Origin of the sequence: Halomonas sp. MCCC 1A13316 (genome assembly GCF_014931605.1) — a bacterium.
Classification (GTDB): Bacteria; Pseudomonadota; Gammaproteobacteria; order Pseudomonadales; family Halomonadaceae; genus Halomonas.
In genome coordinates, this window is the sequence record NZ_CP053382.1 from 448,623 (window position 1) to 474,824 (window position 26,202).

The 26,202-nt window shown below is 60.1% G+C and carries 17 protein-coding genes and 1 pseudogene; 4 read left to right on the plus strand and 14 right to left on the minus strand.

The genetic code is table 11. The features are described 5' to 3' along the window. The first annotated feature begins 28 nt into the window (after positions 1 to 28). Genes cysD through HNO52_RS02135 form a run of 4 tightly spaced genes read left to right on the plus strand, consistent with a single transcriptional unit; the run spans position 29 to position 4,061 of the window. Positions 29 to 931 (plus strand): sulfate adenylyltransferase subunit CysD, encoded by a 903-nt coding sequence (gene cysD, locus HNO52_RS02120; RefSeq protein WP_197567441.1) that lies wholly within the window; start codon positions 29 to 31, stop codon positions 929 to 931. Beyond that, positions 931 to 2,835 carry a sulfate adenylyltransferase subunit CysN gene (cysN, locus tag HNO52_RS02125; RefSeq protein ID WP_197567442.1) on the plus strand — a complete coding sequence of 635 codons (1,905 nt, stop codon included), beginning with the start codon at positions 931 to 933 and terminating at the stop codon, positions 2,833 to 2,835. The genes cysD and cysN overlap by 1 nt, the downstream gene beginning before the upstream one ends. A gap of 40 nt (positions 2,836 to 2,875) precedes the next feature. Next, positions 2,876 to 3,673: a 3'(2'),5'-bisphosphate nucleotidase CysQ gene (gene cysQ, locus HNO52_RS02130; protein ID WP_232090478.1), complete on the plus strand. Its 798-nt coding sequence runs from the start codon at positions 2,876 to 2,878 to the stop codon at positions 3,671 to 3,673. 13 nt (positions 3,674 to 3,686) lie between these two features. Beyond that, a complete protein-coding gene (locus tag HNO52_RS02135) occupies positions 3,687 to 4,061 on the plus strand; it encodes an RNA-guided endonuclease TnpB family protein (protein ID WP_232090481.1) in 375 nt (124 codons plus the stop codon). 50 nt (positions 4,062 to 4,111) lie between these two features. On the opposite strand, the gene HNO52_RS02140 is transcribed toward HNO52_RS02135, so the two are convergent. From HNO52_RS02140 to HNO52_RS02205, 14 genes and pseudogenes are all read right to left on the minus strand, one after another. Further along, a complete protein-coding gene (locus HNO52_RS02140) occupies positions 4,112 to 4,810 on the minus strand; it encodes an outer membrane beta-barrel protein (RefSeq protein ID WP_197567443.1) in 699 nt (232 codons plus the stop codon). Positions 4,811 to 5,103: 293 nt separating this feature from the next. Then, positions 5,104 to 5,268 (minus strand): annotated as a pseudogene (locus HNO52_RS02145) (IS66 family transposase); the annotation flags it as partial. 123 nt (positions 5,269 to 5,391) lie between these two features. Beyond that, positions 5,392 to 6,183, minus strand: a complete 792-nt coding sequence (locus HNO52_RS02150; protein ID WP_197567444.1) for a GntR family transcriptional regulator — start codon at positions 6,181 to 6,183, stop codon at positions 5,392 to 5,394. 338 nt (positions 6,184 to 6,521) lie between these two features. After that, complete coding sequence (locus HNO52_RS02155; RefSeq protein WP_197567445.1) at positions 6,522 to 8,324, minus strand: SulP family inorganic anion transporter; 1,803 nt, start codon at positions 8,322 to 8,324, stop codon at positions 6,522 to 6,524. Between the two features lie 162 nt (positions 8,325 to 8,486). After that, complete coding sequence (locus tag HNO52_RS02160) at positions 8,487 to 8,903, minus strand: aconitase X swivel domain-containing protein (RefSeq protein ID WP_197567446.1); 417 nt, start codon at positions 8,901 to 8,903, stop codon at positions 8,487 to 8,489. Beyond that, a complete protein-coding gene (locus HNO52_RS02165; RefSeq protein WP_197567447.1) occupies positions 8,900 to 10,144 on the minus strand; it encodes an aconitase X in 1,245 nt (414 codons plus the stop codon). The genes HNO52_RS02160 and HNO52_RS02165 overlap by 4 nt, the downstream gene beginning before the upstream one ends. Positions 10,145 to 10,308: 164 nt before the next feature. Next, complete coding sequence (locus HNO52_RS02170; protein ID WP_197567448.1) at positions 10,309 to 11,661, minus strand: TRAP transporter large permease; 1,353 nt, start codon at positions 11,659 to 11,661, stop codon at positions 10,309 to 10,311. Positions 11,662 to 11,676: 15 nt separating this feature from the next. After that, positions 11,677 to 12,165, minus strand: coding sequence for a TRAP transporter small permease (locus HNO52_RS02175; protein WP_197567449.1), 489 nt, complete (start codon positions 12,163 to 12,165; stop codon positions 11,677 to 11,679). 110 nt (positions 12,166 to 12,275) lie between these two features. Next, complete coding sequence (locus tag HNO52_RS02180) at positions 12,276 to 13,271, minus strand: TRAP transporter substrate-binding protein (protein WP_197567450.1); 996 nt, start codon at positions 13,269 to 13,271, stop codon at positions 12,276 to 12,278. 451 nt (positions 13,272 to 13,722) lie between these two features. Further along, a complete protein-coding gene (locus HNO52_RS02185; protein WP_197567451.1) occupies positions 13,723 to 15,069 on the minus strand; it encodes an aminotransferase class I/II-fold pyridoxal phosphate-dependent enzyme in 1,347 nt (448 codons plus the stop codon). Then, positions 15,066 to 22,586: a type I polyketide synthase gene (locus HNO52_RS02190; protein ID WP_197567452.1), complete on the minus strand. Its 7,521-nt coding sequence runs from the start codon at positions 22,584 to 22,586 to the stop codon at positions 15,066 to 15,068. The genes HNO52_RS02185 and HNO52_RS02190 overlap by 4 nt, the downstream gene beginning before the upstream one ends. Continuing rightward, entirely contained in the window at positions 22,586 to 24,190 is a 1,605-nt protein-coding gene (locus HNO52_RS02195; protein ID WP_197567453.1) for an LTA synthase family protein, read from the minus strand. The genes HNO52_RS02190 and HNO52_RS02195 overlap by 1 nt, the downstream gene beginning before the upstream one ends. Further along, entirely contained in the window at positions 24,187 to 24,963 is a 777-nt protein-coding gene (locus HNO52_RS02200; RefSeq protein ID WP_197567454.1) for an SDR family NAD(P)-dependent oxidoreductase, read from the minus strand. Before HNO52_RS02200 ends, HNO52_RS02195 begins: the two co-directional genes overlap by 4 nt. Continuing rightward, a complete protein-coding gene (locus tag HNO52_RS02205; RefSeq protein WP_197567455.1) occupies positions 24,942 to 26,201 on the minus strand; it encodes a capsule polysaccharide biogenesis protein in 1,260 nt (419 codons plus the stop codon). Before HNO52_RS02205 ends, HNO52_RS02200 begins: the two co-directional genes overlap by 22 nt. Position 26,202 lies beyond the last annotated feature (1 nt).

Genomic DNA, 26,202 nt, shown 5'->3' on the forward strand with positions numbered 1-26,202 from the left:
CATCTCACGCCCTTCACCGGACCCGGCTATGACATCGTTAACCCATCTTCAACGGCTGGAAGCCGAGAGTATCCAGATCATGCGCGAGGTGGTCGCGGAAACCGACAACCCCGTCATGCTCTACTCGGTCGGCAAGGACAGCGCGGTCATGCTGCACCTGGCGCGCAAAGCCTTTGCCCCCTCGCCGCCGCCCTTCCCGTTACTACACGTGGATACACGCTGGAAATTTCGCGCCATGTATGACTTCCGCGACAACATGGCCAAGGAGATGGGCATGGACCTGCTGGTCCATATCAACCCGGAAGGCGTGGAGAAGGACATCAACCCCTTCACCCACGGCTCGGCCATTCATACTGACGTGATGAAGACCGAGGGGCTCAAGCAGGCGCTGGACAAGTATGGCTTCGATGCCGCCTTCGGCGGTGCCCGCCGCGACGAAGAGAAATCCCGCGCCAAGGAGCGTGTCTTCTCCTTCCGTACCGCCCAGCACCGCTGGGACCCGAAGAACCAGCGCCCGGAACTGTGGAAGCTCTACAACACGCGCCGGCACAAGGGCGAATCGATCCGTGTGTTCCCTCTGTCGAACTGGACCGAGCTCGATATCTGGCAGTACATCTACCTTCAGGGCATCCCCATTGTGCCGCTCTACTACGCCGCGGAGCGGCCCGTAGTGGAACGCGACGGCGCCTTGATCATGGTCGATGACGAGCGCATGCCGCTCGAACCCGGCGAAGTGCCCATGCTGCGCAAGGTGCGTTTCCGTACGCTGGGCTGCTACCCGCTCACTGGAGCCATCGAATCGGAAGCCGACACCTTGCCGGCGATCATCCAGGAGATGCTCCTGACCAGGACCTCCGAGCGCCAGGGCCGCGTGATCGACCACGACAGCGCCGCCTCCATGGAGAAGAAAAAACAGGAGGGCTATTTCTAATGGCACACGCATCCGACATGATCGCCGGCGATATCGAGGGCTACCTCAAGGCACACGAACACAAGGGCCTGTTGCGCTTCATTACCTGCGGCAGCGTGGACGACGGCAAGAGCACCCTGATCGGGCGGCTGCTGTTCGAGTCCAAGCTGCTGTTCGAGGATCAATTGGCGGCCATCGAAGCGGACTCGAAGAAGTATGGCACCCAGGGCAGCGACATCGATTTCGCCCTGCTGGTGGATGGCCTGGCCGCCGAGCGCGAGCAGGGCATCACCATCGACGTGGCCTACCGCTTCTTCTCCACCGATAAGCGCAAGTTCATCGTTGCCGATACCCCGGGACACGAACAGTACACACGCAACATGGTCACCGGGGCCTCCACCGCCGACGCGGCCATCCTGATGGTGGACGCCCGCCATGGCATTCTCACCCAGACCCGCCGCCACAGCTTCCTGATGTCGCTGATCGGCATGCGTCATGTGGTGGTCGCCATCAACAAGATGGATCTGGTGGACTACTCCAAGGCGCGGTTCGAGGCGATCGTCGAAGAGTATCGCGACTTCGCCAAGCAGCTCGGGCTCGAAGAGATCACCTTTATCCCGATGTCGGCGCTCAAGGGCGACAACGTCATTGAGCACAGTTCTCGCATGCCCTGGTACCACGGCACCACGCTGATGGGCTATCTGGAAACCGTGGAGTTGGATGACGAGTCTCAGCAGCGTGCGCCTTTCCGCATGCCGGTGCAGTGGGTCAATCGCCCCAACCTTGATTTCCGAGGGTTTACCGGCATGATCGCCAGCGGTGTGGTCAAGCCGGGCGATGCCATCCGGGTGCAGCCTTCGGGCCAGAGCAGCACCGTCAAGCGAATCTACACCTTCGATGGCGATCTGGAACAGGCCGTTGCCGGGCAGTCCGTCACGCTGCTGCTGGAAGACGAGATCGATATCTCCCGCGGCGACATGATCTCAGGCATCGAACAACCCGCCCAGACCGCTGACCAGTTCGAGACTACGCTGGTGTGGATGCACGAGCAGCCGCTGCTGCCCGGTCGCCCCTACCTGATGAAGCTGGGTACGCGTTGGGTCTCGGCGACCGTAAGCGACATCAAGTACCAGATCAACGTCAACACGCTGGAGCATGTGGCCGCCAAGCAGCTAGACCTCAATGCTATCGCAGTGTGCACACTGAGCCTGGACCGCACCGTGGCCTTCGATCCCTACCGGAAGAGCCCGGATACCGGTGGCTTCATCCTCATCGATCGTCTGACCAATAACACCGTCGGCGCGGGCATGCTGCACTTCGCCCTGCGGCGCAGCCAGAACATCCACATGCAGCACGTGAACATCCACAAGCGGGCGCGCGCTCTCGCCAAGGGTCAGAAGCCCGCCGTGCTGTGGCTCACCGGGCTTTCCGGCGCTGGCAAGTCGACCATCGCCAACCTGGTGGAGACGAAGCTGCATGATGCCGGCCAGCACACCTACCTGCTGGACGGAGACAACGTGCGTCACGGTCTTAACCGTGACTTGGGCTTCACCGATGCCGACCGTGTCGAGAACATTCGCCGGGTGGCCGAAGTGGCTCGCCTGATGGCCGATGCCGGACTGATCGTGCTCACTGCCTTCATTTCGCCCTTCCGCAGCGAGCGCTGCATGGCCCGCGATCTCATGGGGGAGGGTGAGTTCATCGAGATCTTTGTCGATACGCCACTGGAAGTGGCCGAGGAACGCGACCCCAAGGGGCTGTACAAAAAGGCGCGGCGCGGCGAGCTGAAGAACTTCACCGGCATCGATTCAGCCTACGAGCCGCCGGAGAACCCCGAGCTGCGCCTGGATACCTCGACTCAGAGCCCGGAACAAGCGGCCGAGGCCGTGATTGCCACGCTGCGCGAGCACGGCATCATCGCCTGACAACGGAGCCGACGATGCACGGCCACTATGGAGGATTCGAATGACCATGAACCGCGCCGAACTGCTGGACGCCGTGGAGCGCATCGCCCGCGAAGCCGGCGACGCCATCATGCAGACCTACGCCCGCGACTTCAGCGTCGAGGAGAAAGAGGACAAGAGCCCGCTCACCGAAGCCGACAAGGCCGCACATGACGTGATCGTGGCGGGGCTGAAGGCATTGCCCGAGGCGATCACGATTCTCTCGGAAGAGGATATCGACGCCTTTCCGGGGGCGGATGCGCAAGGCCGCTACTGGCTGGTCGACCCGCTGGACGGTACCAAGGAGTTCATCAAGCGCAACGACGAGTTTACCGTCAATATCGCCCTGATCGAGCATGGCAAGCCCGTGCTGGGCGTGGTGGTAGCGCCGGCCCTGGACACCGCCTACCTGGCAGCGCAGGGTGTTGGGGCGTTCAAGGTTGGGAAAGAGGGTGAGCGCACGCCGATCCAAGTCGCCGGCAAGCCTTCCGCAGGTTCCCCGTGGCGGGTGGTCGGTAGCCGTTCCCATCCCAGCCCCGACCTGGCGGCCTGGCTTGAGCAACTGGGCGAGCATGAGTTGGTGCCCATGGGCAGTTCGCTCAAGCTCTGCCTGGTGGCGGAGGGACGTGCGGACGTTTACCCGCGCCTCGGTCCCACCTGCCTATGGGATACCGGCGCCGCCCAAGCGGTGGTCGAGCAAGCCGGTGGGCGGGTGGAAACTCAGGAGGGCGAACCGCTTAGTTACGCCACCCCCGAACAGCGGCTCAACCCGCACTTCGTGGTCTGGGGTTCAGCACAAGCTCTCTCGACAGATCGTTGACGACAACCAAGCGGTGCTCGTCGAGACACTGAAAGTCCGCAACATGATGAAAAACACCCGCCTCGCCAAGTATATCGGCGATGCGTCATGGCACGCTTTGATCACCAAGCTGGACTACAAGACCAAGGAGCAGGGCAAGCATCTGGTCAAAATCGACCCGTGGTATGCCAGCTCCGAGACCTGTCATGTCTGCCAGCACAAGATGGACGCCATGCCGTTGAGCGTCCGGTCGTGGGAGTGCCCTTCCTGCCACATGCAGCACGACCGGGACATCAACGCGGCGCTGAACATACGGCATCGAGGCATCATCCAGCTAAAGGCGGAAGGGCTGTCCGTCTCTGCCCATGGAGGCTTGCATAAGTCCGGCATGTCGCCGGCTGCTGCCTGAGAATTGGGAAGCCTCGCCCGTGGCGCGTCAGCGCTTAGGGCGGGGAGCAGTCACAAGTGAAACGTCAGACCGATCGACAAGACATCTATGCTTTCGTCGGCTTCGTAGATATTTCCGAGGCCGCCGTAGTAGCGATAGTTCAGACGCAATCCCAGCATATCAGTGAAGGCATAGTGTGTACCTACGCCAACGCTGGCAACCGTGTCGCGTAGTGTCAGATCATAGTGTTCTTGCTCGCTTAAATGGCCTAGCGGGGTAATGTAATCGCGAGTATAGCGGCCTTCCACTTCTGTTTTAAGTTTCGCGATACCAAGAGCCAGATCCCCCGAGAAACGCTCCGTGACGGGGACAATCACGACCCCATGCAGCCCATAACCTCGAACCTCGACCTCAGCATCGCTATAAGCAATAACTTCCCCCTGCCCGTTTGAGTGGCTGCCATTTGCTTCAAGCTCATAGCTGCCCAGATCCAGGTAGCTCAGCTCAATGGCAAAGTAGCGATGCAGCTGAAGGCCAATCCCCAGGCTGAAGATTTCGTCCCGTTCATCGGCTTGGTGAGAGCCGACGCCGCCATTGCCATTGGCTGCTTCTGCGACAGCTTTGATCTTGTTTTCCAGCTTCCCCAGGTCGGGCTCTCCTGCCCCAAAGGATCCGAAGAAGTAGAATTGTGGCTCGAGAGCCGATGCTGGAGCGGCCACGACAAGGGAGAGAATGAGCAGAACGGACCTGAGCGTCACGAAAGGCATCATGAAGGCACCCCGCTAGTTTCTAGGGACGAAAACGCCGGCAAGCATCGTCCTCTGAAGCTAGCAAAAAAAATATACAAAAATTAACAAAGCGGGGTTTTTAGGTGTGTTTCAGCCGGAAGTAGGGAAGATTTAATAAGCGGGGGTGGCCGTGTCGGTAGCCGCATCGATAAAAATCGTGAGCACAAATGCTGAAAAGGTATGATGTGTATTCCGGCTGACCGATTTGTAAGCGATCCATGGACCCTATGCCGGCCTGACTCAGGCAGGTAGCTGGTCTTTCAACCGCCACGGCCCTTCTGGGCCTCGATGAACTTGCGGCGTGCATGCGCCCAGCAACCGGGGTGGGTGATAGCGTTACGGCGCACGACCTCGGCATAGCCCTGGTAGCCGTCGGTGAACAGACGACCGGCATAGTCACCCAGCAGGCTCACGGGCACCCGACCGGCTTGGCTGGCGTCAGCACCGCTTGCTGGCCCGATGGGCAGCCGCGTTGCAACCCTCAGCGCCGCCAGGTCCAGTCTCTGTTCCTTGGTATACTCACTCAGCGGTACCTGCCGAGCATAGAGAAAGCGCGTGTAGAACTAAACCCATCTATTGGTGCCAAGGTCTAAGGTAAGGTTATTCGGTGGAATGTAAAAATCTTGGTAATACATTGCTTCGCCTTCAAAAGAATAAGCTACTACGTTGAGTTTCACAGCATAAGCACTATCCGGCCATTCACAATTATCCGTAACCCATTTCGGAACAAGCTCAAACGTCATCTTATGCTGGACCTTATGTACCGACGTATGGTAGCGTTGGGAAATAAATTTCTTTATGTTCGTTCCATGGAGCTTAGACACTGGCTGATCCACTAATTCGGGAAACCGATCAGCCTGAGCGTAAAAAATATTATAAACAGAGAAAGCTTCTTCAATCTCCATAATTCTTTCTATTTTGACCAGCGCGTTCTCGTCGCCGCTGAGAATTCCTGTCCATGGTCCAGATTCTTGTGTGATATTCCGGTTAAGAACCCTTGTGCTCACAGGCAAGTACTCTGATTCTTCCGCATTTTGTCGCAAAAAACGCATATGCCATGGACCCTGTGCCAGCGGCCGACTAAAACGGGCTACCACTGTCCCGCTGCCCCTGCGCCGGTGAACCAGGCCGTCAGCTACTAGGGCGCGAAATGCCCTCTGCACCGTAGCGAGACCGCACGGTGTCGCCTTTACCCATTCAGACTCAGTGGCGAGGCGCGTCCCAGGGCGCCAATAGCCCTGAATAATCGCTTCTGTAATTGCTTTACGAAGCTTTTCGTGCTTAGGTAAGTCGCCACTTTCCGGCCAGAAACGGCGGACAAACTCTTCGCAATCATTTTGGTCAGTGTTTTGCATGGATTAAATAACGCCTCTTTAGCTTAAAAAGTTGTTGCTGCTACCTTGTCCCGCGCGTTCATACTAACGCTTTTTAAGGTAAAGCTTGCAAACAATTTATGACGGAAGACATTGCCCCGAGGCAACGGTGACCTGTTCAGAAAAAATAAACCTGCTCCCTTATTCATTCGATCCCAGGCACTTTTCATACATCTAATTTTTCCTTGGGCAGCGGAATCAGGCGCAACACCTATAAAACCAGGCAAGGTGTTACCTAGGTCTAAACGCAGCATTAAAAATGCGATCACCAGGTAACCTCGACAGGATAAAAAAGATAACCATGCGTTATCCGGCTCCCTTCAAGATGTACTAAAAATGCAGCTTCTGCATACTTTGCAATGATGTTTGTTGAGGTTATGGGTTATAGTTGAAAGGGCCTCCTCAGGCGTATTGAAAAAATTAACAGGTCCCAGTGCTTCCCAGTAACCGATAGTTAACATTTCATCTTTGACGGTATTTTTCAGAGCGCAGAATTTTACCATTATTCCCTCTGCTTTCAAGCGGGCTATCTCTTGAAGAAGCATTTCGGCACCCGTCATATCTATGAAATTGATACCGGAACATACAATGAGAAGATGATCGCCACGGTCTAGCGGGGCGGTAAAATCCAGAAGGGACTGCTGTATATAATCCGTCGCCCCGAAGAATATTGATCCATCAATGCGTACGATTTTCATCCTTGGGCAAGTGGCAAGATTGTACCGACTTACACTTCGCAGATCTAGCCCGGGGGTTGAGCTCTTGGGCGCCACCTCTATCAGGCGAGGACGTGAAGTACGCCGCAGGTAAAGAACGAGGGATAGAATCACTCCCAGATAGATCGCAAACTCCAGTTCGATAATCAGTGTAGAAGTGAAAGTGACCAGAAGAATAACTGATTCTTGCCTGTTGTGACGGAGGATGTGCCTAATATGGAGCCTGTCTATCAGGCCCCAGGCAATCAGCAATATGGCCCCCGCCATTGCTGGAAGCGGTAGTAGCGATGTGACCTCCGGTATCAGTATTAGAATTAAGACGAGGGTCAACGCCGCAATTATCGCGGCTACGGGAGTTTGCGCACCCGATTCATAATTCACGCCCGAGCGGGTGAACGAGCCCGAGCCCGCATAGCATGAAAAGAAGCTGGCAACAGCATTGGATAAGCCCTGTCCAATAAACTCCTGATTTCCATCGATACGCTGGCCGGAGCGCATCGCAATGGCGCGGGCTATAGTCACCGCCTCGACAAGTCCCAGAATGGCGACTGCCACCGCCCCGGGGAGCAAGGCATGGATTGTATCGAAGGAAAAGTCGGGTACCGCAAAGCCAGGCAGGCCATCCGGTAAACTGCCTACCAGCGGAACACCCTGGCTACCCCCATCAATTAGCCAACACAGCAGGCTGCCCACGATCATGCCGAACAACATCGTCGGAAGCCTGGGATTAATACGCTTGAGCAATAGGGTCGACAACATCGTCGCGAGGGCAATCATTAGAGCGTAGAAGTTGATCTCCCCAAACTGCTGCGCTAGTGCCGTCCACGTCTGGGTGAATGATGAGTTGGTAGGCACTGGCAGGCCTAGGACATATTTCATCTGGCTGCTGGCAATCAACACGGCAGCGCCGGCGGTGAAGCCAATAACAACCGTATGGGAGATGAAGTTTACTAAGGTGCCCAGCTTTGCAAAGCCGAGCAAGAGCTGAACAATCCCGGTCAGAAACGTTAGCGTCAGAACGGCTGGAATGAACTCTGATGAGTTCGGTGGGAATACATTGCTAACGACACTCAGAACAACGATGGATATCGCCGCAGTAGGACCGGAGACAAGATGCAGGGAGGAACCAAATAAGCCGGCAATTACAGGGGTAACAATTGCCGTATACAGACCATACTCCGGTGGCAAGCCAGCAATAAGGGCATAAGCTACACCTTGGGGTAGCACAATCACAGCCCCCGTCAAGCCAGCCAAGAAGTCTGCAACCAACGAGTGTCGGGTCAGACTCCGCCCCCAAACAAGAAACGGGAGACAGCGCGTGAAAAAAATGTACTGCCTTTGTGTGAAACGACTGCCTGATCCTTTCAATTGTGCCTCCAGGGACGCGAAAAATAGCCATTGTTCCATACCGGCTTTAATATCTGCGCCAAAAGGCGCTATCGGGCACGGCCACTTCAGCTTTCCCCTCGCTTCGTCCTCCGTCTTTCGCACTACTGCGTAGCGAATGCACTCATCTAAGAAGCGATTCAGAGGCGCCGGGTTACGCCGCGGCGCCTACCCTACGCGGTATTACACTTCAGGGAGAATGGATACTAGCCCTCGCTCAGGATCTACGACAACTTGGTCGCCAGTCTTTATGAGAGTGGTGATATCGCCATCTTCAAACCGGTCACACAGAGTCATATCGGCTAAGGCTGCGCCCTGGACAAGGATAGTGTTCGCGCTGTTGAACAGGATGGCCTTCGGCGCGATGCCACGTGCTTTCATTTCATGCAACATCCAGGCGGATGCGACCCCGCCTTTTGCGGTGTTGAGTACAAGAATCTTATCGACATAGGATTGCCCCGCCAGTTTATGAGCGGGCCGGGAAAATATTCCTTTAATCCGATCGAGATCGTATCGAGCCGAGAAGTTATCATTGGCGACCAGTGCTTCACCCTGGACTTTGCTTCCGGTCCCTTTGTGGCATTTCAATTCGCTCTTCATACGATCTCTCCTGCAATTGCTGAGTCGATACACACTTCCATACTGGCCAGTGCGGGCTGATACCCGTATCCGCTGATGATGTTAACGATTTTTGCCGAATTGCTGAGCAGGCTCTTCCAGTTATTCGCTTCGCCGAGCTCGCGTGCGTATTGGTTGTAAAAACAGGTTCCTCTCAGCACTTTTGCACCTGAATCTTCAATTCGATCGGTGAGGCCCATCCGGTCGCAGTCCGCCGCAACACTAGGTGAGGTGCATACGATCAGTGAGGTATTCTTGTGAATCCGCTTGCCACTGATGAGATCGGCGACCTGGCTCATTTCGACGAGCGATAGCTGAGGCGCAGCGAACACGACCACGTCAACTTTGTCCCCCTTGGTCCCAAAGTTACCCTGAAAGGACTCCATGTCCTTAGCGGTGATGTCCTGGGCGTCGGGTATGATGTCGCCGCAAACATCGTCAAGCGCCTGAGCCTCAGGGGTGATGCCGACCAAATGGAAGAGAGGTGTAGAGCCAAAGCTGGCCATCGCCGCCCCGAAATGCTTCAACTGATCCGATGTAGGGATCATTTGCAGTCCCTCCACAACGGGGACTTCCCAGTAGGAGCCTGATAAACGGCCTATGAGTCCGCCTAGAATCCCCCAATCGGTCAAGCCGACCGGCTGATGGCGGACAATAAAGCGTTTGGTTGCCTTACGGTTTTGATCCAGATGGAGCCCGTAACGGGGCGTTCGACCCGACAAACCTGCGGCCAGTGCGGAGGGACCGCCTTCAAAATTTGAGCGGGCGCCGAGCACACTGTTGCTATAGATCACCACACCCGTGTCCCCGAACGCCACATTATCCCCGAGCACGGGGGGCATGACCGTCTGGTAGTTAATGCAGGTATCCGTCATCAGAATGCCCAGCTTCTCGCAAGCGGCAATCGTACGGCGCTCAAGCTCGGCCATGGTTTCCGTCTGCCCGAGTTCCTTATAGTAGCTCAGGTCGACACCACGAGGGTCGGTAATCATCGGTACGCTTACGTGCCGCTGCTCTTCTGGATGACTGGCCAGCGATTCCAGAAACTCCACCCCGGCAACCCCCAAGGATTCCGTGTCGCCCATCATGTGGGCTTGAGAAACCGGAACCAGATCCGGTGCGTCGAAAACCTGGCCGACACGCAGCATATGCTCGATAGCCCAACGCTTGGGTTCGCCCATCTCCCCGGCCAGCATGGCCTTTTCTTCTTTAGTGAGTTTCATTGTTAGAGTTCTCCAGTTAATACAGACAGTGCAGCAGTTAATTAGGGTGCATGTTCAATTCCGGGCCTGGGAGGGCCCCAACCCGAAGACTGGTTCCCTTCAGCGGCCAGCGGAAATGCACTTCGAGTCCATAGCTTGATCTAAGCGCCCAACCAACCTCATTCCTACCTCATGGAATTTGGCAGCCAGAGGACGATCTCCGGGAAAAAATAAACCAAATAGAGCATTCCGATTTGAATCAGCAAAAACGGCGCGGCCCCGCGTGCTAGCGTACCAAGCTTGATCTTAGATATACCGTGAATGGTGAAAAGATTGACTCCAATCGGTGGTGAGATTTGAGCAATCTCCATGGCTATACAGGCAAATATGCCGAAGACGATGGGCTCCATCCCCACCTGTATTGCAACCGGCAGGAATATAGGAATAGATATAAGAAGCATGGCGGCGCTTTCAAGAAACATACCCAGCACGATGTAGGCGAGGATCATTAGGGTCACAGCCCCCACTCCACTCGCTGCCTCAATGATGGCTTGGGCGATCGCCTGGGGTACCTGCTCGAATGTCAGGAAATGGGCAAAGTACTGACCGAAAACGATGAGCATGACCAGCATTGACGTTGTCGCCGTCGCCATGACGGCGGCATCCTTAAGCTTGGCGAGTGTCAACCTCTTTTGCCCCGCGCCAAGCGCGACAACATATAGAACAGAGAGTGCACCAACTTCAGTCGGAGTAAAAATGCCGGTGTAAATTGCTGTAATAATAACGACAGGCAAAAGTACGACACCAATGGTCCGGCGCGTCACGGCGAGCTTATCCCGGGTTGTATAACTTAAGCTTGGCTCGGACTGAAGTGCCATGGCTGAAGTAGGGGAGGGCACGGTTGCACTCACGCTCAGTCCCGACTTTATTCGGGGCCTCGACAGGAGTACATATAGAACAAAAAAACTCATCATAATAATGCCGGGAACGACGCCGGCGATAAAAAGCTGGCCTATTGACGTTTCAGTGATTACTCCGTAGAGAATCAGCGGAATCGAGGGGGGTATAATGATTCCAAGCGTGCCCCCTCCTGCAACGAACCCACCTGCCCGGCGCTCGCCGTACCCCTCTTTCACGAGTAACGGAATGGCCACCAGTCCAACCGTAGCGGCGGTCGCAATGCTTGAGCCGGAAATCGCCGCAAAGATACCGCAGGCCGTTATGGTCGCAACCCCCAGCGAATTAGGGACAGAGCCTATCCAGGCTTTGGTCACTTCGAAGAGATCGGCACCCGCGTCTGTTCGTTGCATTATGGTGCCGGTCAAAATAAATAGGGGTAGCGCAACCAGTTCAAAGATCGATGCACCTTGCCAACTTGTCTGAATAAACGTGCGGAACACCAGCGAAGGGTCTTCAAGTAGCAGTGAAGCCACAAAGGCAGAGATCCCCATCGCTACAAAGACCGGTACCGTCAGCAACATGAGTAGGAACAGGAGGAAAATCGAGATATACCCCCCCCAATCGTAGAAGAATTCCATGTTGGGTAACCTCTGTTAGTCTACTTGGATATGCGGGAGGTCTTCTCTTCCACCCCGGCTGATGGCAACCAGTGTCTGTAGGAACAAGCCAACGCCACCCAAGGGAATGGCGATCTGTGGTATCCACATGGGAATTTCGAGTAGTGAGGCTGAAACTGTATCGTGGGTCCACGAATACCAGGCAAAGTAACTGCCGGAGGCAATGATGAGTACTGCAAATAGCAGCACCGAAAAGTGCGCAAGAAGATCGAAAATGCGGCGGTACCTGGGAAACAGGTCCGCAAGCAGGGTCACACGAAAGTGCGTGCCCGATTTAACCGCGAGAACATTGCCCATGAAGCCGAGAAAGATAAAGGAATATAGAGTCGTTTCAAACACCCAGATAGTTGGATGCCCGAACGAACGCATCACGGCTTCATATGCGATGGGAATCGATAAAAAAAGCATCAATGCAATGGAGATGTAGGTAAAAACCCGCCCAACGAATTCTGAGATTTGTATCATGCCCTGACTCCATGTGAGAGGCTGAGCAGGACGGTTAGCGTTCCGCCCCTCGCTCATGGCCCGTTAGGTTTAAGCCAAGCCAGATAGCGGCTTAGACCTCCGTCACCTAATCACTCACTCTCAATCATCTGCACAAGCTCAGCGGGGTATTGTTCCCGGGACTTCTGGGTGAAGGTTTCCAGCGCATTCTCCCAAGTTTGCCACGCCTCACTGCCCTGCTCTACTGCAACGACCTCATTTCCGTGTTCTTTGATCACATCGATAAGACGGCTTTCTTCATCGATGGCGAACTGCTGCATCGAGTCGCGGGCCTCCTGGGCTGACTCCACCACGGTCTGTTGCAGTTCAGGAGAAAGGGATTCGAATTTTTCTTTATTCATGACGTAGGCGTGAATCAGCGTGCCTAATACACCGTTGTGATCGAGCAAAAAGTCAGTCACCTCATAATGCTTGAGGCCCACCGCACCGCCGAGTCCTCCCATCGCCGCATCAACCGTTCCTCTTTGGAGCCCAGAATAAACGTCGCCAACACCCATGATGGTCGGTGCCGCACCAAGGGCCTGGATCACTTCACCCGCTCCTTTCGAATAGACGCGGACCGATTTGCCCTGAAAGTCGCTCGGACCATTTATGGGAAAGGTTGCAGAAATTACAGGCGGACCGATATCGAACATTGCCAACAAGACTGCACCCTGAGCCTGAAGCTCTTCATCGAAGTAATCGAAAACCGGATTGCCAGGCTTCAGGTTGTCCCGTGTCCACTGAATGGATTTGGTCCACAACGGAGACGTCAGGATCGAGACCTCAGGAATATGGCCGGACCAGTTGTCCATCGTAGTAAGTGAAATATCGATCGTACCTTGTGGGATCGCGGTCGCGACGAATTGCTGCTTGACCATTTCGCCACCAGCAAAAGAACGTGTTCGGATCTCGCCGTCGCTCTTCTCCTTAAGAAGCTCTTCGAATTTTGGAACGAATTGACTGACTTGGTAGTGGTTCGGGCTACCCCAGGACGAAATGGTTATACGCTCTGCGTGTGCCGTTGAAATTCCAGTAATTCCTGCAATTGCCAGGAAGATAGACGCTTTTCGGAATAATTTTGTCATTATATTTCCTCACAAGGGTATGATTTTTTATATGGTTTGTGGCGCGCAGTGGGCTTGGATTGCTGCGGCAGGCCCAAAAACTACGTAGTTAATACAGCATAGTTTTAGGGCTGCATCAAGGCTGGCAAGAAAATAATTCAGGAGGAGAACCTGGATGGTTAACCGCAGCACTTTGGTCCGCATGGTAGAAGCAGGAGGGCCAGCGCCGGTGCCCTCCAGTCTGTTCGGACTGGCCAGCTTGGTACTGGCGACCCGATGCAAGAACTGAGTTGAGGGGACCAGTGCACTTTGAATCTGGCCTGGCAGCCGGTTGCCCCGGCTGCCAGGGGCAACCAACCACCTGCGGTGGCTGGGTAAGTGACCGATGACAGATGAATGTGCCGCTCTGAACACTCAAGGTGCTCAGCGACGGATTGCTCAGCGGTTTCTTAAGGGCTGAATAGAAGTAAATTCAGCGGCTATCCTGGAACACTTCTTTCAGAGCGGAAAGTGTCTGGTCAACCTGTGCGCGAGTATGCTCGCAGGAGAGGAAAAAGCGCAGCCGCGCGCTCTTCTCCGGTACGGCGGGGTGCAGGATCGGCTGGACATTGATGCCGCGCTCGAACAGGGCGTGGGAGAGCCGGGCCGCCAGTGGTGAGCTGCCGACGATGACCGGCACCACGGCCGCGCCGATGCTGTGACCGGTATCCAGCCCCGCAGCCCGGGCGCGCTCGAGAAAATAGCGCGAGATCGCGTGCAGCCGCTGGACCCGCTCGGGCTCGCGCTGGAGTAGCCTCAGCGCCTCGAGCGAGGGGGCGGCGACCTGGGCGGGCATGCCCACGCTGTAGAGGAAGCCCGGGGCCAGATAGCGCAGGGTTTCCACCATGGCGCGGCAGCCGGCAATGTAACCGCCGCAGCCGGCCAGGCTCTTGCTCAGGGTGCCCATCCAGATATCGACATCCTCGGCTGCCGTGCCGAAGTGCTGCCGCAGGCCCAGGCCGTTCTTGCCGAGCACGCCGAAAGAGTGGGCCTCGTCGACCATCAGCCACGCCTGGTGCCGGCGCTTGAGCGAGACGAAGCGAGGCAGCTCGGGCACGTCGCCATCCATGCTGTAGAGCCCTTCGATCACGATCAGAACCCGCTCGAACTGGCCGCGATGCCGAGCCAGCAGGGCGTCGAGTGCATCAGCATCATTGTGCGGGAACGAGATGCGCTTGGCGCCAGAGAGCTGGGCCCCCACCAGCGAACTGTTGTGGATGTATTCATCATGCAGGATGAGATCGCGGGGGCCCAACAGGTAGCCGAGCGTCGACACGTTGGTGGCGTGGCCACTGACGAAAGCCACTGCATCCTCCACCTCGTAGGCCTCGGCCAGCGCCTGCTCCAGCTGGCGGTGGATGGGGCGCTCTCCCGACACCACGCGACTGGCGGAAACAGAGGTGCCGTAGTGCTCCACGGCCTCGCAGGCGGCCCGGTTGATGCGTGGGTCGCCGGAAAAGCCGAGGTAGTTGTAACTGGCGAAGTTGAGGTACTCGCGGCCATCGATCAGGCTAGTGGCCCCGGCATTGCCGTCATGTACCTTGAAGAAGGGGTCCGTCAGGCCGAGCCGACGGGCCCCTTCTCGCATCAGGGCGATCTGCTGATAGCCAGGAAGGGCGTCAAAGCGGGTGAACCGCTCTGGCACCGTGCTGTGCACCGCGGTGGATGGACGGGAGGCATCGCCGTGATGAGCGACGGCGGTTTCCGGCGGCCGCTGACGCCGGCGCTGTCGGGCCTGGGCCAGCAGTTGCTGCTTGAGGTCGGCGCGACGCTGGCTCATAACGCGGTTTCCTCGCTTTCGGTGAGGTGTGTGACGCCGTGCCGGCTGGCCAGAGAGGCGATCGATGCCTCGTCGGCCGGCTCCTCGTCGGTTTCGCCGTGGTGTAGCTTCTGGATCAGCACACCGGCCAGCTTGCTCAGCGTGGAAGCCTCGCTGAGTACCATCACCGGCACTTGAACGCCCAGGCGTGCCTCGATGGCAGTCATCAGCTCGACGCCCATCAGCGAATCGAAGCCCATGTCGTAGACTGAGCGGTTCACGTCGATCTTCGCTTCGTTGATCAGCAGGATGGCGGCAAGCTCAGCACGCAGCAGATCGGTGACGGCCCTGTGCAGTTCCTCGGGGGAGAGATCGGCGAACAGGGCGGCAAGGTTCTCGCCGTCGTCTTCGCTGTGCTTGCCGTCACCGGCCTGTCGGGCGACTTCGCCGAAGCGCGGCGCTTCGGCGCCGGGCAGGAACCGCGACAGGGCGTGCCAGTCCAGTTCGAGTACGCCAACCGTGGCGCCGAGCGATTCACCTCCGACCAGGTGTGTTTCCAGCACTTGCAGGGCATCGTCGGAGTGCAGCGCCGAGCCGCCCAGCCGCTCCTGTAGTGCTTCGCGTGTCCGCGTATTGCGCGCCAGGAAGCCGACGTCCTCGATTGCCCCCCAGCGCAGACAGGTGGCGGGCTTGCCGCGTGCTCGGCGGCTGGCCGCCAATGCCTCGAGCCAGTGGTTGGCCGCTACGTAGTTGGCCTGCCCCGGGTTGCCGAACAGGGTGGTGGCAGAAGAGTAGAGCACGAAGAAGTCCAATGCGTCGTTGGCGGTCAGTGCATCGAGATGTCGCGCGCCGTCGATCTTTGGCGCCAGCACGCGATGCATCCTCTCGCTATCCAAGTTGCGGATAAGGCCGTCGTCGATCACGGTGGCGGCGTGGATAACCCCGCGCAGTGGAGGCAGGTGGTCGCGGCAGCCGGCAAGCAGCGTGGCCAACGCCGCTTGGGTAGTGATGTCGCAGGCCGCGGCCACGACTTCGACGCCTTGCGCCTCGAGTTCGGCCACGCCGCGCTGGGCCTCTTCGCTGGCGGCACCGCTGCGCCCCACCAGGATCAGGTGGCGAGCGCCACGGCTGGCCAGCCACAGGGCGCTCTTCAGGCCGAAGCCGCCCAGGCCGCCGGTGACCAGATAGCTGGCATCATCGGGCAGCGTAAGCCGTTCGAGAGACGCCGGCTGCGGCAGGCTGAACGTAGGGGCCTGCTCATGGGTGACTACCACCTTGCCGATCTGTCGAGCCTGCTGCATGTAGCGGAAGGCTTCGACCACTTGCCGGTCGCTGAAGGCGGTATAGGGAAGCGGGGTCAGAGTGCCGTCATGGAACAGCGCCATCATCTCGGCGAAGAGCTGGCCGGTGAGTTCGGGCAGCTCCTTCATCAGCTGATCGGAATCAATGCCGAAGTAGCTGAGATTATTGCGGAACGGACGCAGGCCGATGCGGGTGTTCTCGTAGAAGTCGCGCTTGCCGAGTTCAAGGAAACGGCCGAATGGGCGCAGAGCGCGCAAGTTCTGGTTGATCGCCTCGCCGGCGAGCGAGTTGAGCACCACGTCGACGCCGCGCCCTGCGGTCGCTTCGAGGATTTCCTCGGCGTAGGTCAGCGAGCGGGAGTCGTAGAGCTGCTCGATGCCCATCAAGCGCAGGAAGTCGCGTTTCTCCTCGCTGCCCACGGTGGCATGGATCTCGGCTCCCAGCCATTGCGCGATCTGTATGGCGGCGATGCCCACCCCGCCGGCGGCGCCATGGATCAGTACGCTTTCGCCGGGGGCCAGACGTGCCAAGTGCTTGAGCGCGTAGTACACGGTGAAGAAGGTAGTGGGGATGGTGGCGGCCGCGGCGAAGCTGACCCCCTCCGGTATCGGGGCGATGGCCTGTCGGCTGGCGATCAGGCGATCGCTGAAGCTGGCCGGGCCGAACCCCACCACGGCGTCACCGATTGCCAGATCCTTCACGTCGGTGCCGATGGCGACCACTTCGCCGGAGAATTCCAGCCCTAGGGTGGGGCCGGCAAAGCCGTTTTCGATGGCCTCATCCGAGAGCAGCCCCAAGGTGTACATGACGTCGCGGAAATTGAGACCGGTGGCGTGGACCTTGATTTCCACCTCGCCGGGGCCGGGTTGAGGCAAGGAGCGGGGTTGCCAGGCCAGGTTGCGTAGCTGACCGGGCAATGCAAAGCCCAGACTTATGGCCTGGCGGGAATCCCGCTCGGCGCGTGCCGTGCTGCCCGGAGCAGGCTGAAGGCGAACGCGCGTGGCAAAGCGCCGACCACAGTCATCGAGCACCACCTCCGTTTCGGCGTCGGGTGTGATGAGCTCGGTGAGCAGCGCTTCCAGCACGGTGTCATCGAGGCGTGTCATGCCGGACGGAAGATCGAGCAGGCGCACCTTATGGCCGGTGGCTTCGTTGGCCAGCGAGCGGCCAAAGCCCCACAGTGCGGCATCGGTGCCGGGAAGCCCCTCGTTCTGCGACTCAGCCCTCACCGTTAGCGATTCACCATTCCCTCCCAACGACTCTCTTCTCTTTTCAAGCGCCTCACCACGCGCCCACATGGCGCCAACTCCTCGCGTTACCAGCCACAGGTTGGCTCGGTCCTGGCGGGATTCGAGTGCTCCGGCCCAGGCGATGGCCTGTTCGCAGCGTGTCTCTCCCCCGCGCAGGTCGACCAACCTGGCGCTGGTAGCCGCGGCATCGCAGCGCTCAACAATGCTGGCATGATGGCCGAGCCGCTCGAGCCCATCGGCAATCTGACGGGCTTGAACCAAGGTGGCCTCGTCGGCAATCAGCTGATAATCGCTCGCCTGGGTGGTTACCGCGTGCGTCTCGCTCTGGGGCAATTGCGCATACAGCAGGTAGGCGCCACGCGTTGCCTCCTCTTCCAGTGGCAGGCGATGCACTTCTGCGAGGCCCAAGGCGTTCAGTTGCGCGACGACCTCGTCCTGGTCGATGGCGGAGAGCAGGCTGCCTTCGTCTTCCAGGCCGGGGGTCGCCAGCAGGGCATCGAGCCACGCACTGGGGTGAACGCCCAGCACTAGTAGCTGGCTGCCAGGGGCCAGCCGCTCGATGACGGCCTGCAGCAGTTGACGGCTGCGCTCGCGGTGCCCCGACTCGATGCTCACCAAGGCCAATTGGGCCTCGGGGTGATTCTCGGCCGCCTGTTCGAGTCGCTCGACGTCGATCAGTGGGTTACGCTCACGCAGCTGTTCGGCTTGGTGCCAGGCCTGTTCACCCACCGTCAGGAGAGTGAGATCGCAGCGATCAGCATCGAGCAAGTCGCAGAGCCGTTCGCTGAGCGCCGGGTATGTCGGGCCAGCCTCGAGCAGGCGTACCCGCTGGCCGGCTGGCAGCTCGGTCAGCAGAGAGCCGAGGGCTTCACGCAATGCGCCGGCAATGGCTTGCCAGCCGGCGATGCCGATAAGTTGACCGGGGAGCAGGGCCAGCGCTTGGGAATCGAGCCCCAGGGCGCCGGCATCGGTATCTCCTTTGAGCAGCGCCGGCAGGTTCAGGCCGAAGCGGCCGAGGCGTTGCACCGGCGCGAAGTGATCGGGATAGTCGCGCACCAGGAGCTGCCAGATCGTCTTGGCGTCGACCTCCTCTTCTATTCTTGCCAGCCGCCAGCCTTGCTCGTCACGCTGAAGGCGGCCGGTGGCTTCCAGCTGACGGAGCAGATGGTCGAGCAGTCGCTGACCATTGAGGCTGGTGCGGGTGAGTTCCCGATACCTCGTATGGCTCAGGCTATCGCCATCCAGCAGCGTAGCCAGGGCTTCGATGGCAAAGGCATCGGCCAGGCTATCGAGCAGGGGATCGACTTCCGTGGCGTAGCGTCCGCCAGTGTGCCGGGCATAGCGATCGATAAGGTTCGGCAGGGCGGCATGCAGCGTGCCCGAATCGAGCGAGTCGGTTGCGATACGGCGCGGGGCCGGCGTCAACGAGACGTCCAGAAAGCTGATTCGTTGCTGCTGCTGTCGCTTCAGGCGAATCGCCTTGAAGCGGGTTTCGCTGAGTACGGCCACGGCACGGCCCTGGGCATCGTAGAGCTCGAAGTCGGCCGTGAACGAGTGCGGCGCACGTTTGATCAGGCGGGCCTGGGCCAGCACGGGGACGCCAGCGTTACAGCGATACTGGATGCGACCGGCGCGCACCGGCACGAAGGCCATGCCGTCGCTGTCGTGGCCAGCGTCTTTAGCCTGACGGGCCAGGAGGGGAATGAAGAGCTGGAAGGCGCTATCGAGAATGCCGGGATGCAGGTGCAGGGGGTCCCGGGTGCCGCAGATATCCGCGGGCGGCTCGATGGCGCCGAGGATGTTGTCGCCTTCGACCCAGGCCCGGGAGATCGCCTGGAAGGCAGGGCCGTAGTGCAGCCCCAGCCGCTCGGCTTCATCGAGATGCTCCGCCAGGGTGATGTCCGGCTCCCTGGAGGGCAGCGACGGCGCATGGCGACGCAGCAGGAAGCCACGGCTCTGCTCCATGACACGGGCCACGGCATTGAGCTGCCACTCGCTCTTGGCCAGCGGCTCGCGAGAGCGTACCTCGAGGGTGCCATTCTCAGGATGAAGCTTGAGGCGCATGCGACGCCCGTTGGGCGTATCGAGCAACAGCGGGGCACGGATCTCGAACTCTTCGAGATCGATCAGCGAGGCTTCGCGGCTATGGTGGGCGGCGGCAAGCATCAGCTCGACGAACCCGGCGCCCGGGAACACGGCGCCCTCGCCGACCACGTGGTCGGCCAGCCAGGGCAGGCGACCGGTATCGAGCTGGCTCTCCCAGGTGTCGGCTTGCTGGGCTAGGCGATAGCCCAGCAGGGGGTGCTCGTAGTGGCGCTCGAGCAGCCCTTGGCCGTCGCCGGTACCTGCAATCCAATAGCGCTCGCGTTGCCAGGGATAGCGCGGCAGCTCGACCCGCCGACCCTCGATGGGGAACCATCGCTGGGTGTCCAGCGGCATGCCGCTGAGGAGCGCCTGGCCGAGCGTGCGTGCCATGCATGCTTCGGCGGGACGCCCGCGCTCGAGGGTGCCCAACACTAGACCGTCGCGCTCGGCATCGCGAAGCGCGTCGCTGAGGTAGCGCCGCAAGATCGGATGGGCACCGATCTCGATGAAGAGGTGACACCCATCGACGATCAGCGAATCGATGGCTGTGGCGAAGCGCACCGGCTGGCGTATGTTGTGCCACCAGTACTCGGCGCCCAGCTCGGTACCGGGTAGTGGCGTGCCCGTCACAGTGGAGATATAGGGCAGTCGTTCGACACGTGGAGTGATCGATGCCAGCGAGTCGAGCACGCCGGCCTCAATGGGGTCCATGGCGGGGCTGTGGAAGGCGTAGTCGAGCGGCAGGCGCTTGGCCACGATGCCCTGGTCGGCAAGCTGACGTTCCAGTCGGTCCAGCGCGGTCGGCTCGCCCGCCAGGGTAATGCCGTGCGTACTGTTGATGCCGGCGAGATGGACACCGGGATAATTGCCGCTGGCCAGTACTTCATCGAGTGCCTCGGCACCCATGGCGACGGCGGTCATCTCACCCTGACCCCGCGTCTGGCCCTGGTAGAAGCTGCGGTAGTAAATCACCTTGACGGCGTCGGCCAGGCTGAGTGCACCGCTGGCCCAGGCCGCGGCGACCTCGCCCACGCTGTGTCCGACCACGGCAGCGGGTTCGATACCCTCTTGGCGCAGCATCTCGGTCAGGCCGACCTGGATGGCGAACAGCGTCGGCTGGGCGATCTCGGTTAACGCCATGCGGGAGGTGCCATCGGCCAGGGCCGCATTGCACCCTTCGAGCTCGGCGCGTAGCGAAAAACTGGCATAAGGCTCGAAGAGGGCATCGACAGTATCGATGGCCTCGGCAAACACCGGCGAACGCTCGAGCAGCACGGCACCCATGCGCTCCCACTGGCAGCCGTTTCCGGCGTAGACGAAGGCGGGGGCGCTGGGGTTCGCCAGACGCTGACCCAGGGAAAGCTCGGCAGGGGGCGCCTCGCTGTCGCTGGCGAACGCTGCCAGCACGCGTGATGCTCCTTCCCTGTGGGTAGCGAACAGCAGTGCCCCATGCGAATGGTGATCGCGGCGGCAATACAAGGTATGAGCGATGTCGTAGAGAGCGTCGTCGGTCTCGCCGAGCCACTGCGCCAGCCGACCGGCCATGGCCTTGAGTGCGGGTTCACTGCGTGCGGAGAGCCGCAGCGGCAGAGGCCCATGCTCAGCGGGATGACGGGGTGAGGCGGTGTCGGGCGGGCTCTGCAGGATGACGTGGGCATTGGCCCCGCCGAAGCCGAAGGAGTTGATGCCGACGGTCAGGCGCCCCTCCGGCTTCAACTGCCAGGGCTGGGTGACGATCCGCAGGTTCCACTCATCGGCCTTGATACGGGGGTTGAGACGGCGTACGCCGATCGTGGCGGGCACCTCGCGATGTTCGAGGCTGTGCAGTGCCTTGGCCAGGCCGGCGACTCCCGAGGCGGTTTCGAGATGACCCAGGTTGCTTTTTACCGAGCCGATGGGCAGCGGCATGCGGCGATGCTTGCCTAGCGCCTCGCCGATGGCGCGGGTCTCGATGGGATCGCCGACCGCCGTGCCGGTGCCATGGGCCTCGAGGTAGTCGATCTCGTCGGGCGCGATGCCGGCCTGGGCATAGGCTTGGCGCATCAGGGCTGCCTGGGCATCGGCGTTGGGCACGGTCAGTCCGGTCTTGTGGCCATCGGTATTCACCGCCGAGCCGGCCACCACGGCAAGGATGCGATCGCCGTCAGCCACGGCCTTGTCGTAGTCTTTGAGCAGGAACATGCCTGCCCCTTCCGAGCGCACATAGCCGTTGCCGCTTTCATCGAAGACCTGGCAGCGACCCGTGGGCGAGAGCATGCTGGCCTTGGTGAAGACGATGAAGCCGTAGGGATGCAGGTGCAGGCTGATGCCCCCGGTGAGGGCCATGTCGGTCTCGCCGTGGCGAATCGCCTGGCAGGCCTGATGGAACGCCACCAGCGATGAGGAGCAGGCCGTATCCATCGACATGCTGGGGCCGTGCAGGTCGAAGACGTAGGAAATCCGATTCGAGGCGATGCTGGAGGTGTTGCCGGTGGCCGAAGGCGCATCCAGGGCCGCCAGGTTGTCGGCCAGGCGGTAGGAGTAGTCGAGGCTGGCGATGCCGAGGAAGACTCCGCACGAGCTGCCCCGCAGGTGCGAAGGAGGAATACCCGCACTTTCGAAGGTCTCCCAGGCCAGCTCAAGCAACATGCGCTGCTGGGGATCCATGTGTGTGGCTTCCCGCGGCGAGATGGCGAAAAACTCGGCATCGAAACCGCTGACGTCGCCCAGGCTGCCGGCAGCGAAGGTGACGCTGGTGCCGGGGTGACGCTTGTCCGGATGCTGGAAGGCGTCGTGGCTCCACCGATCCGCGGCGACCTGGGTCACCAGATCCCGGCCGGCCTTGAGGTCGTCCCACAGCGTTTCCGACGTGGTGCCGGGGAGGCGATAAGCGGCGCCGATAAGGGCAACACGGTTAGTCATCACTGCTCCTGCGTACAAAAATATTGAGGCCGTCCCGGGCTATGGGCTGTATCGGCCCGGCTCTCGTTCTGCTGATCGGTGGCAAGCCGGTGAACTTCCTGGAGCAGGCGCTCGGCCAGGGCCTCGATGCGAAGGTCTTGCTGGGTTGCCGGGGCATTGGGCTGGGTCGACCAGATCAGGTAATCGGTGCTGCCGTCGGGTTCGCCGAGATGGCGATAGGTCGCATCCATGATGGGCACATGGTCGCCGTACCAGCACAGCAGGCCGGGGCGCTCGGCCTCCACAAGCCGCTGGCACAGCGTATCCACCATGGCATCGGCATTCTGCAAGTGGCGCAGGTAGACCAGCAGGTCATGGCAGGCGGGCTGCGTGGCGAGAAGACGGTGGCTGGGTGAGAGCCGTTCTGCGGCACCGGCATCGGCCCGCTCGAGATGAAGCGGACCGTGATTTTCCATGGTGATCACGAAGATGAATATCGGCTCGTCATCCGCGAGCTTGAGCAGATTGGCGACGCGCTGAGACAGCGCGGCGTCACCGATGTACTGTCCGTCGCGTTCGCTGACGTCGAACGCCTCGATATCGATGAAATGATCGACCCCGAGCCGGGGCAAGACCCTGTCGCGCAGGTAGAAACCGGCGGGATAGGGGTGCACGGCCACGGTGCGGTAGCCTAGCTTCTTCATGACATTCAGCAGGCTGGGCAGCGGCTGCTTGGCGAGCGCGCGATAGGGCGAGAAGCGGTGAATGCCGAAGTCCGTCTCATCGAGCCCGGTGAGAAAGGCGGCCTCGGTCCTGACCGTGTTGGCCCCCCAGGCCGGCACGCCGAGTCGGCCGTGGCAGAGGCTGCCGACTCGGGTCCTGTCCCAGGCGGGCAACAGGTCCGGCGCGACGGCCTCGCTCCAGCGGCGCGGATCGAAGAAGGACTCACTCTGCACGACTACCACGTTTGGCAGGCGGGCATCCTCCGGTAGCCTCGGCGTTGCTTTCAACAGGGACGGAGATGCCTGCGGTTCGAGAGGACGACGAGCCAGGCGGGCATAGGCGAAGAAGAAGGCGAACATGCCCAGTCGGGCCAGGTCACTGGCCGGATCAAGGTCGACGGAGGGCAGACGCCGCAGACCCAGTGTCAGCAAGCTCAGGGCGAGGAGAGTCAGGCCGACTACGCTGCTCAGTGCCTGGAGGGGTGGGGTGTAGCCCAACCACCATGGCTCCAGCCAGAAAAACAGGAGGATCGCCATGCCCCCGGCCAGGCTGGCGGTCACCGCGAGGCCAATACCGAAGAAGGGCAAATAGAGCCGAGGGTACTTCAGCATGTCGATGAAGTAGTCGAAATCCTGGACAAGGAAAGGCTCCTTGAGCGTCTTCCACTTCACATGGTTGCTCTGGATGAGCACCAGGTGCAGGCAGGTCGCGAAGCTGGCGGCGAACCAGGGGCGTTGCAGCACGACGAGCAGAGCGGTGAAGGCAAGGCTCCAGGCACCGAGGTGAACGAGCAAAGTGGCAGGCGGGCGGTGCCAGACAGGCACAATGACTGGCCGCACAAGCCGCTCGAGCAGCAGGCTGGCAAGCCAGCCTGCCAGCAGAGCGATCAAGGCCATGCTCATCGAGGAGCCCCGTAGCCGAGCCAGCGCACCAGGCGCTGGGAGAGGCCGGCGGGCAGCAGAGAGAGGCTCCAGCTCCCGAGACTGAGCGGAAAGGGAAAGCTGACGCGGGCCCGATTGCGCTCGATACCGCGCCGAATCGCTCTCGCCGCCCGCTGGGGTGGCCACTCGAAGGGCTTGGGGCCGGGCATGGCGGCGGCCATGGCCGAGCTGACATAGCCGGGCATGACCACGGTGACACCGATGCCATGAGGTGAGAGCCAGCCTCGTAGGGCCTCGCCGTACGCCTTGATGCCGGCCTTGCTGGCGCAGTAGCTGGGCGTCACGGGCAGGCCGAACCAGGCGGCCAGCGAGCTGAGGAAGACCAGCTGACCGCTGCCACGGGCCAGCATGCGAGGCGCCAGGACAGTTGCCATCTGCATGGGAGCCTGCAGGTTCAGAGCCAGTAGTCGTGTGCTCTTCTCCTGGGATTCCCCCTCACCGCGAGTGCCGATGTCTGTGTTCATACCGGCCGCCAGGATGGCCAGGTCGGGAAGACGGTCACCAACCAGTTCGTCCAGCCAGGCATCCAGGGCGCAGCTATCGGTGAGTTCGGCATACACCGGCGTGACCTTGGCGCCCTGTGCCTCACAGTCGCTTACGGTGGCCATCAGAGCCTGTCGATCACGGCCCTGCAGGAGAAGTTGGGTATCGCGTGCGGCGTAGGCGCGAGCCAGCGCACCGCCGATGGCACCACTGGCTCCCGTGATCAGGATCAGGCGGTTTGCAGCTGACATTCCAGCAGAGTCTCCAGCGGTGAACGTTCCGCGGTCAGGCGGCTGAGTGTATTGGCGACGGCCAGGTCGATGCCCGTGGTGCAATAAAACCCGCCATTTACTTGCACGGTGTGCAGCAGCGTGGTGCGAAAGGCCTGGTACAAGTCGCGCTGTGGTCGCTGCGGATGCTGCCAGAAGCTGTCCAGATCGCCTTGGTGTGTCAAACCGGGCATTGCGTATATCGGATCGCTCAAGGTCAGCGTGGGACAGCCATGTTCCAACGACACCAGGCCGCTGGTGCTGTTGACGGTGACCAGGCCGGTGGCCTTGGCAAGCAGGCGGTCGAGATTGCCGGCTTCCAGATACTCGATTCGATCGTTGAGTTCCAGGCGTTTGGCCAGCATCTCGATCTGGGACTCATAATCCAACAGGCCCATGTCGAGCGGATGGTTCTTGATCACCAGCCGGGCTTCCTGGGGAGCATGCCGAGCGAAGGAGGTCATGACATTCTCAATGACCTGTCCCATGTGCTCGAAGTCGGAGTGATCGCGCACCTGGGCATCGCCATTGAGTTGCAGCGGCAGCACGTAATAGGGGGCTGACTGGCGTCGTAGCCGCTCGATGCAGGCGGCATCGCCCCTATGGCGGCGCTGCCAACGCAGCCTGGTGAAGCGCTTGATATAGCCGAGGTACTCAACCGGCGCAGTGACTGGCGCATGGTTACGATAATGTCGGTAACCCAGCGGGTTGTAGAGCCCCGCGACGTGGTAAGCCACGTCCTGAACGGCGCGGACTCGAAACGAGGAGCGAAAGCGCACTGCAGTTGGCAGTGGGCCAAGACGTCCTGCTACATGACGGTACCAATCCGGATCACGCGGCAGCAGAGAGTGGCCATTGACTCCCTCCCGCTCGTGAGTGATCCAGAAGGGGCGCAGGTAGCCTTCCTCGAAGATATGGTTGCGAATGCCATGGGAACGAGCCTCAAGAATGGACGGCCGATGGACGGCGCGCCGATCCCCGAACATCACCTGATCGGTGATTTCATGGCGCTGCCAGATTTCCTTCAAGAACCCCGGGAGTTCATCCAGGGGCGCTCGGAATGCAATCTGCTGCAGGCCGCTGCGAAAGAGGGCGTCGCCGGCGTTGAAATTGAGGGCCGTGACGCGGTGTCCCTGCGCGTTGAGCTTAATGGCCAGTCGGCGAAAGAAAGCCGTGCAGGGACCTTGGAGCAGCAGAAAGGAGCGTCCCGAACGGTACATG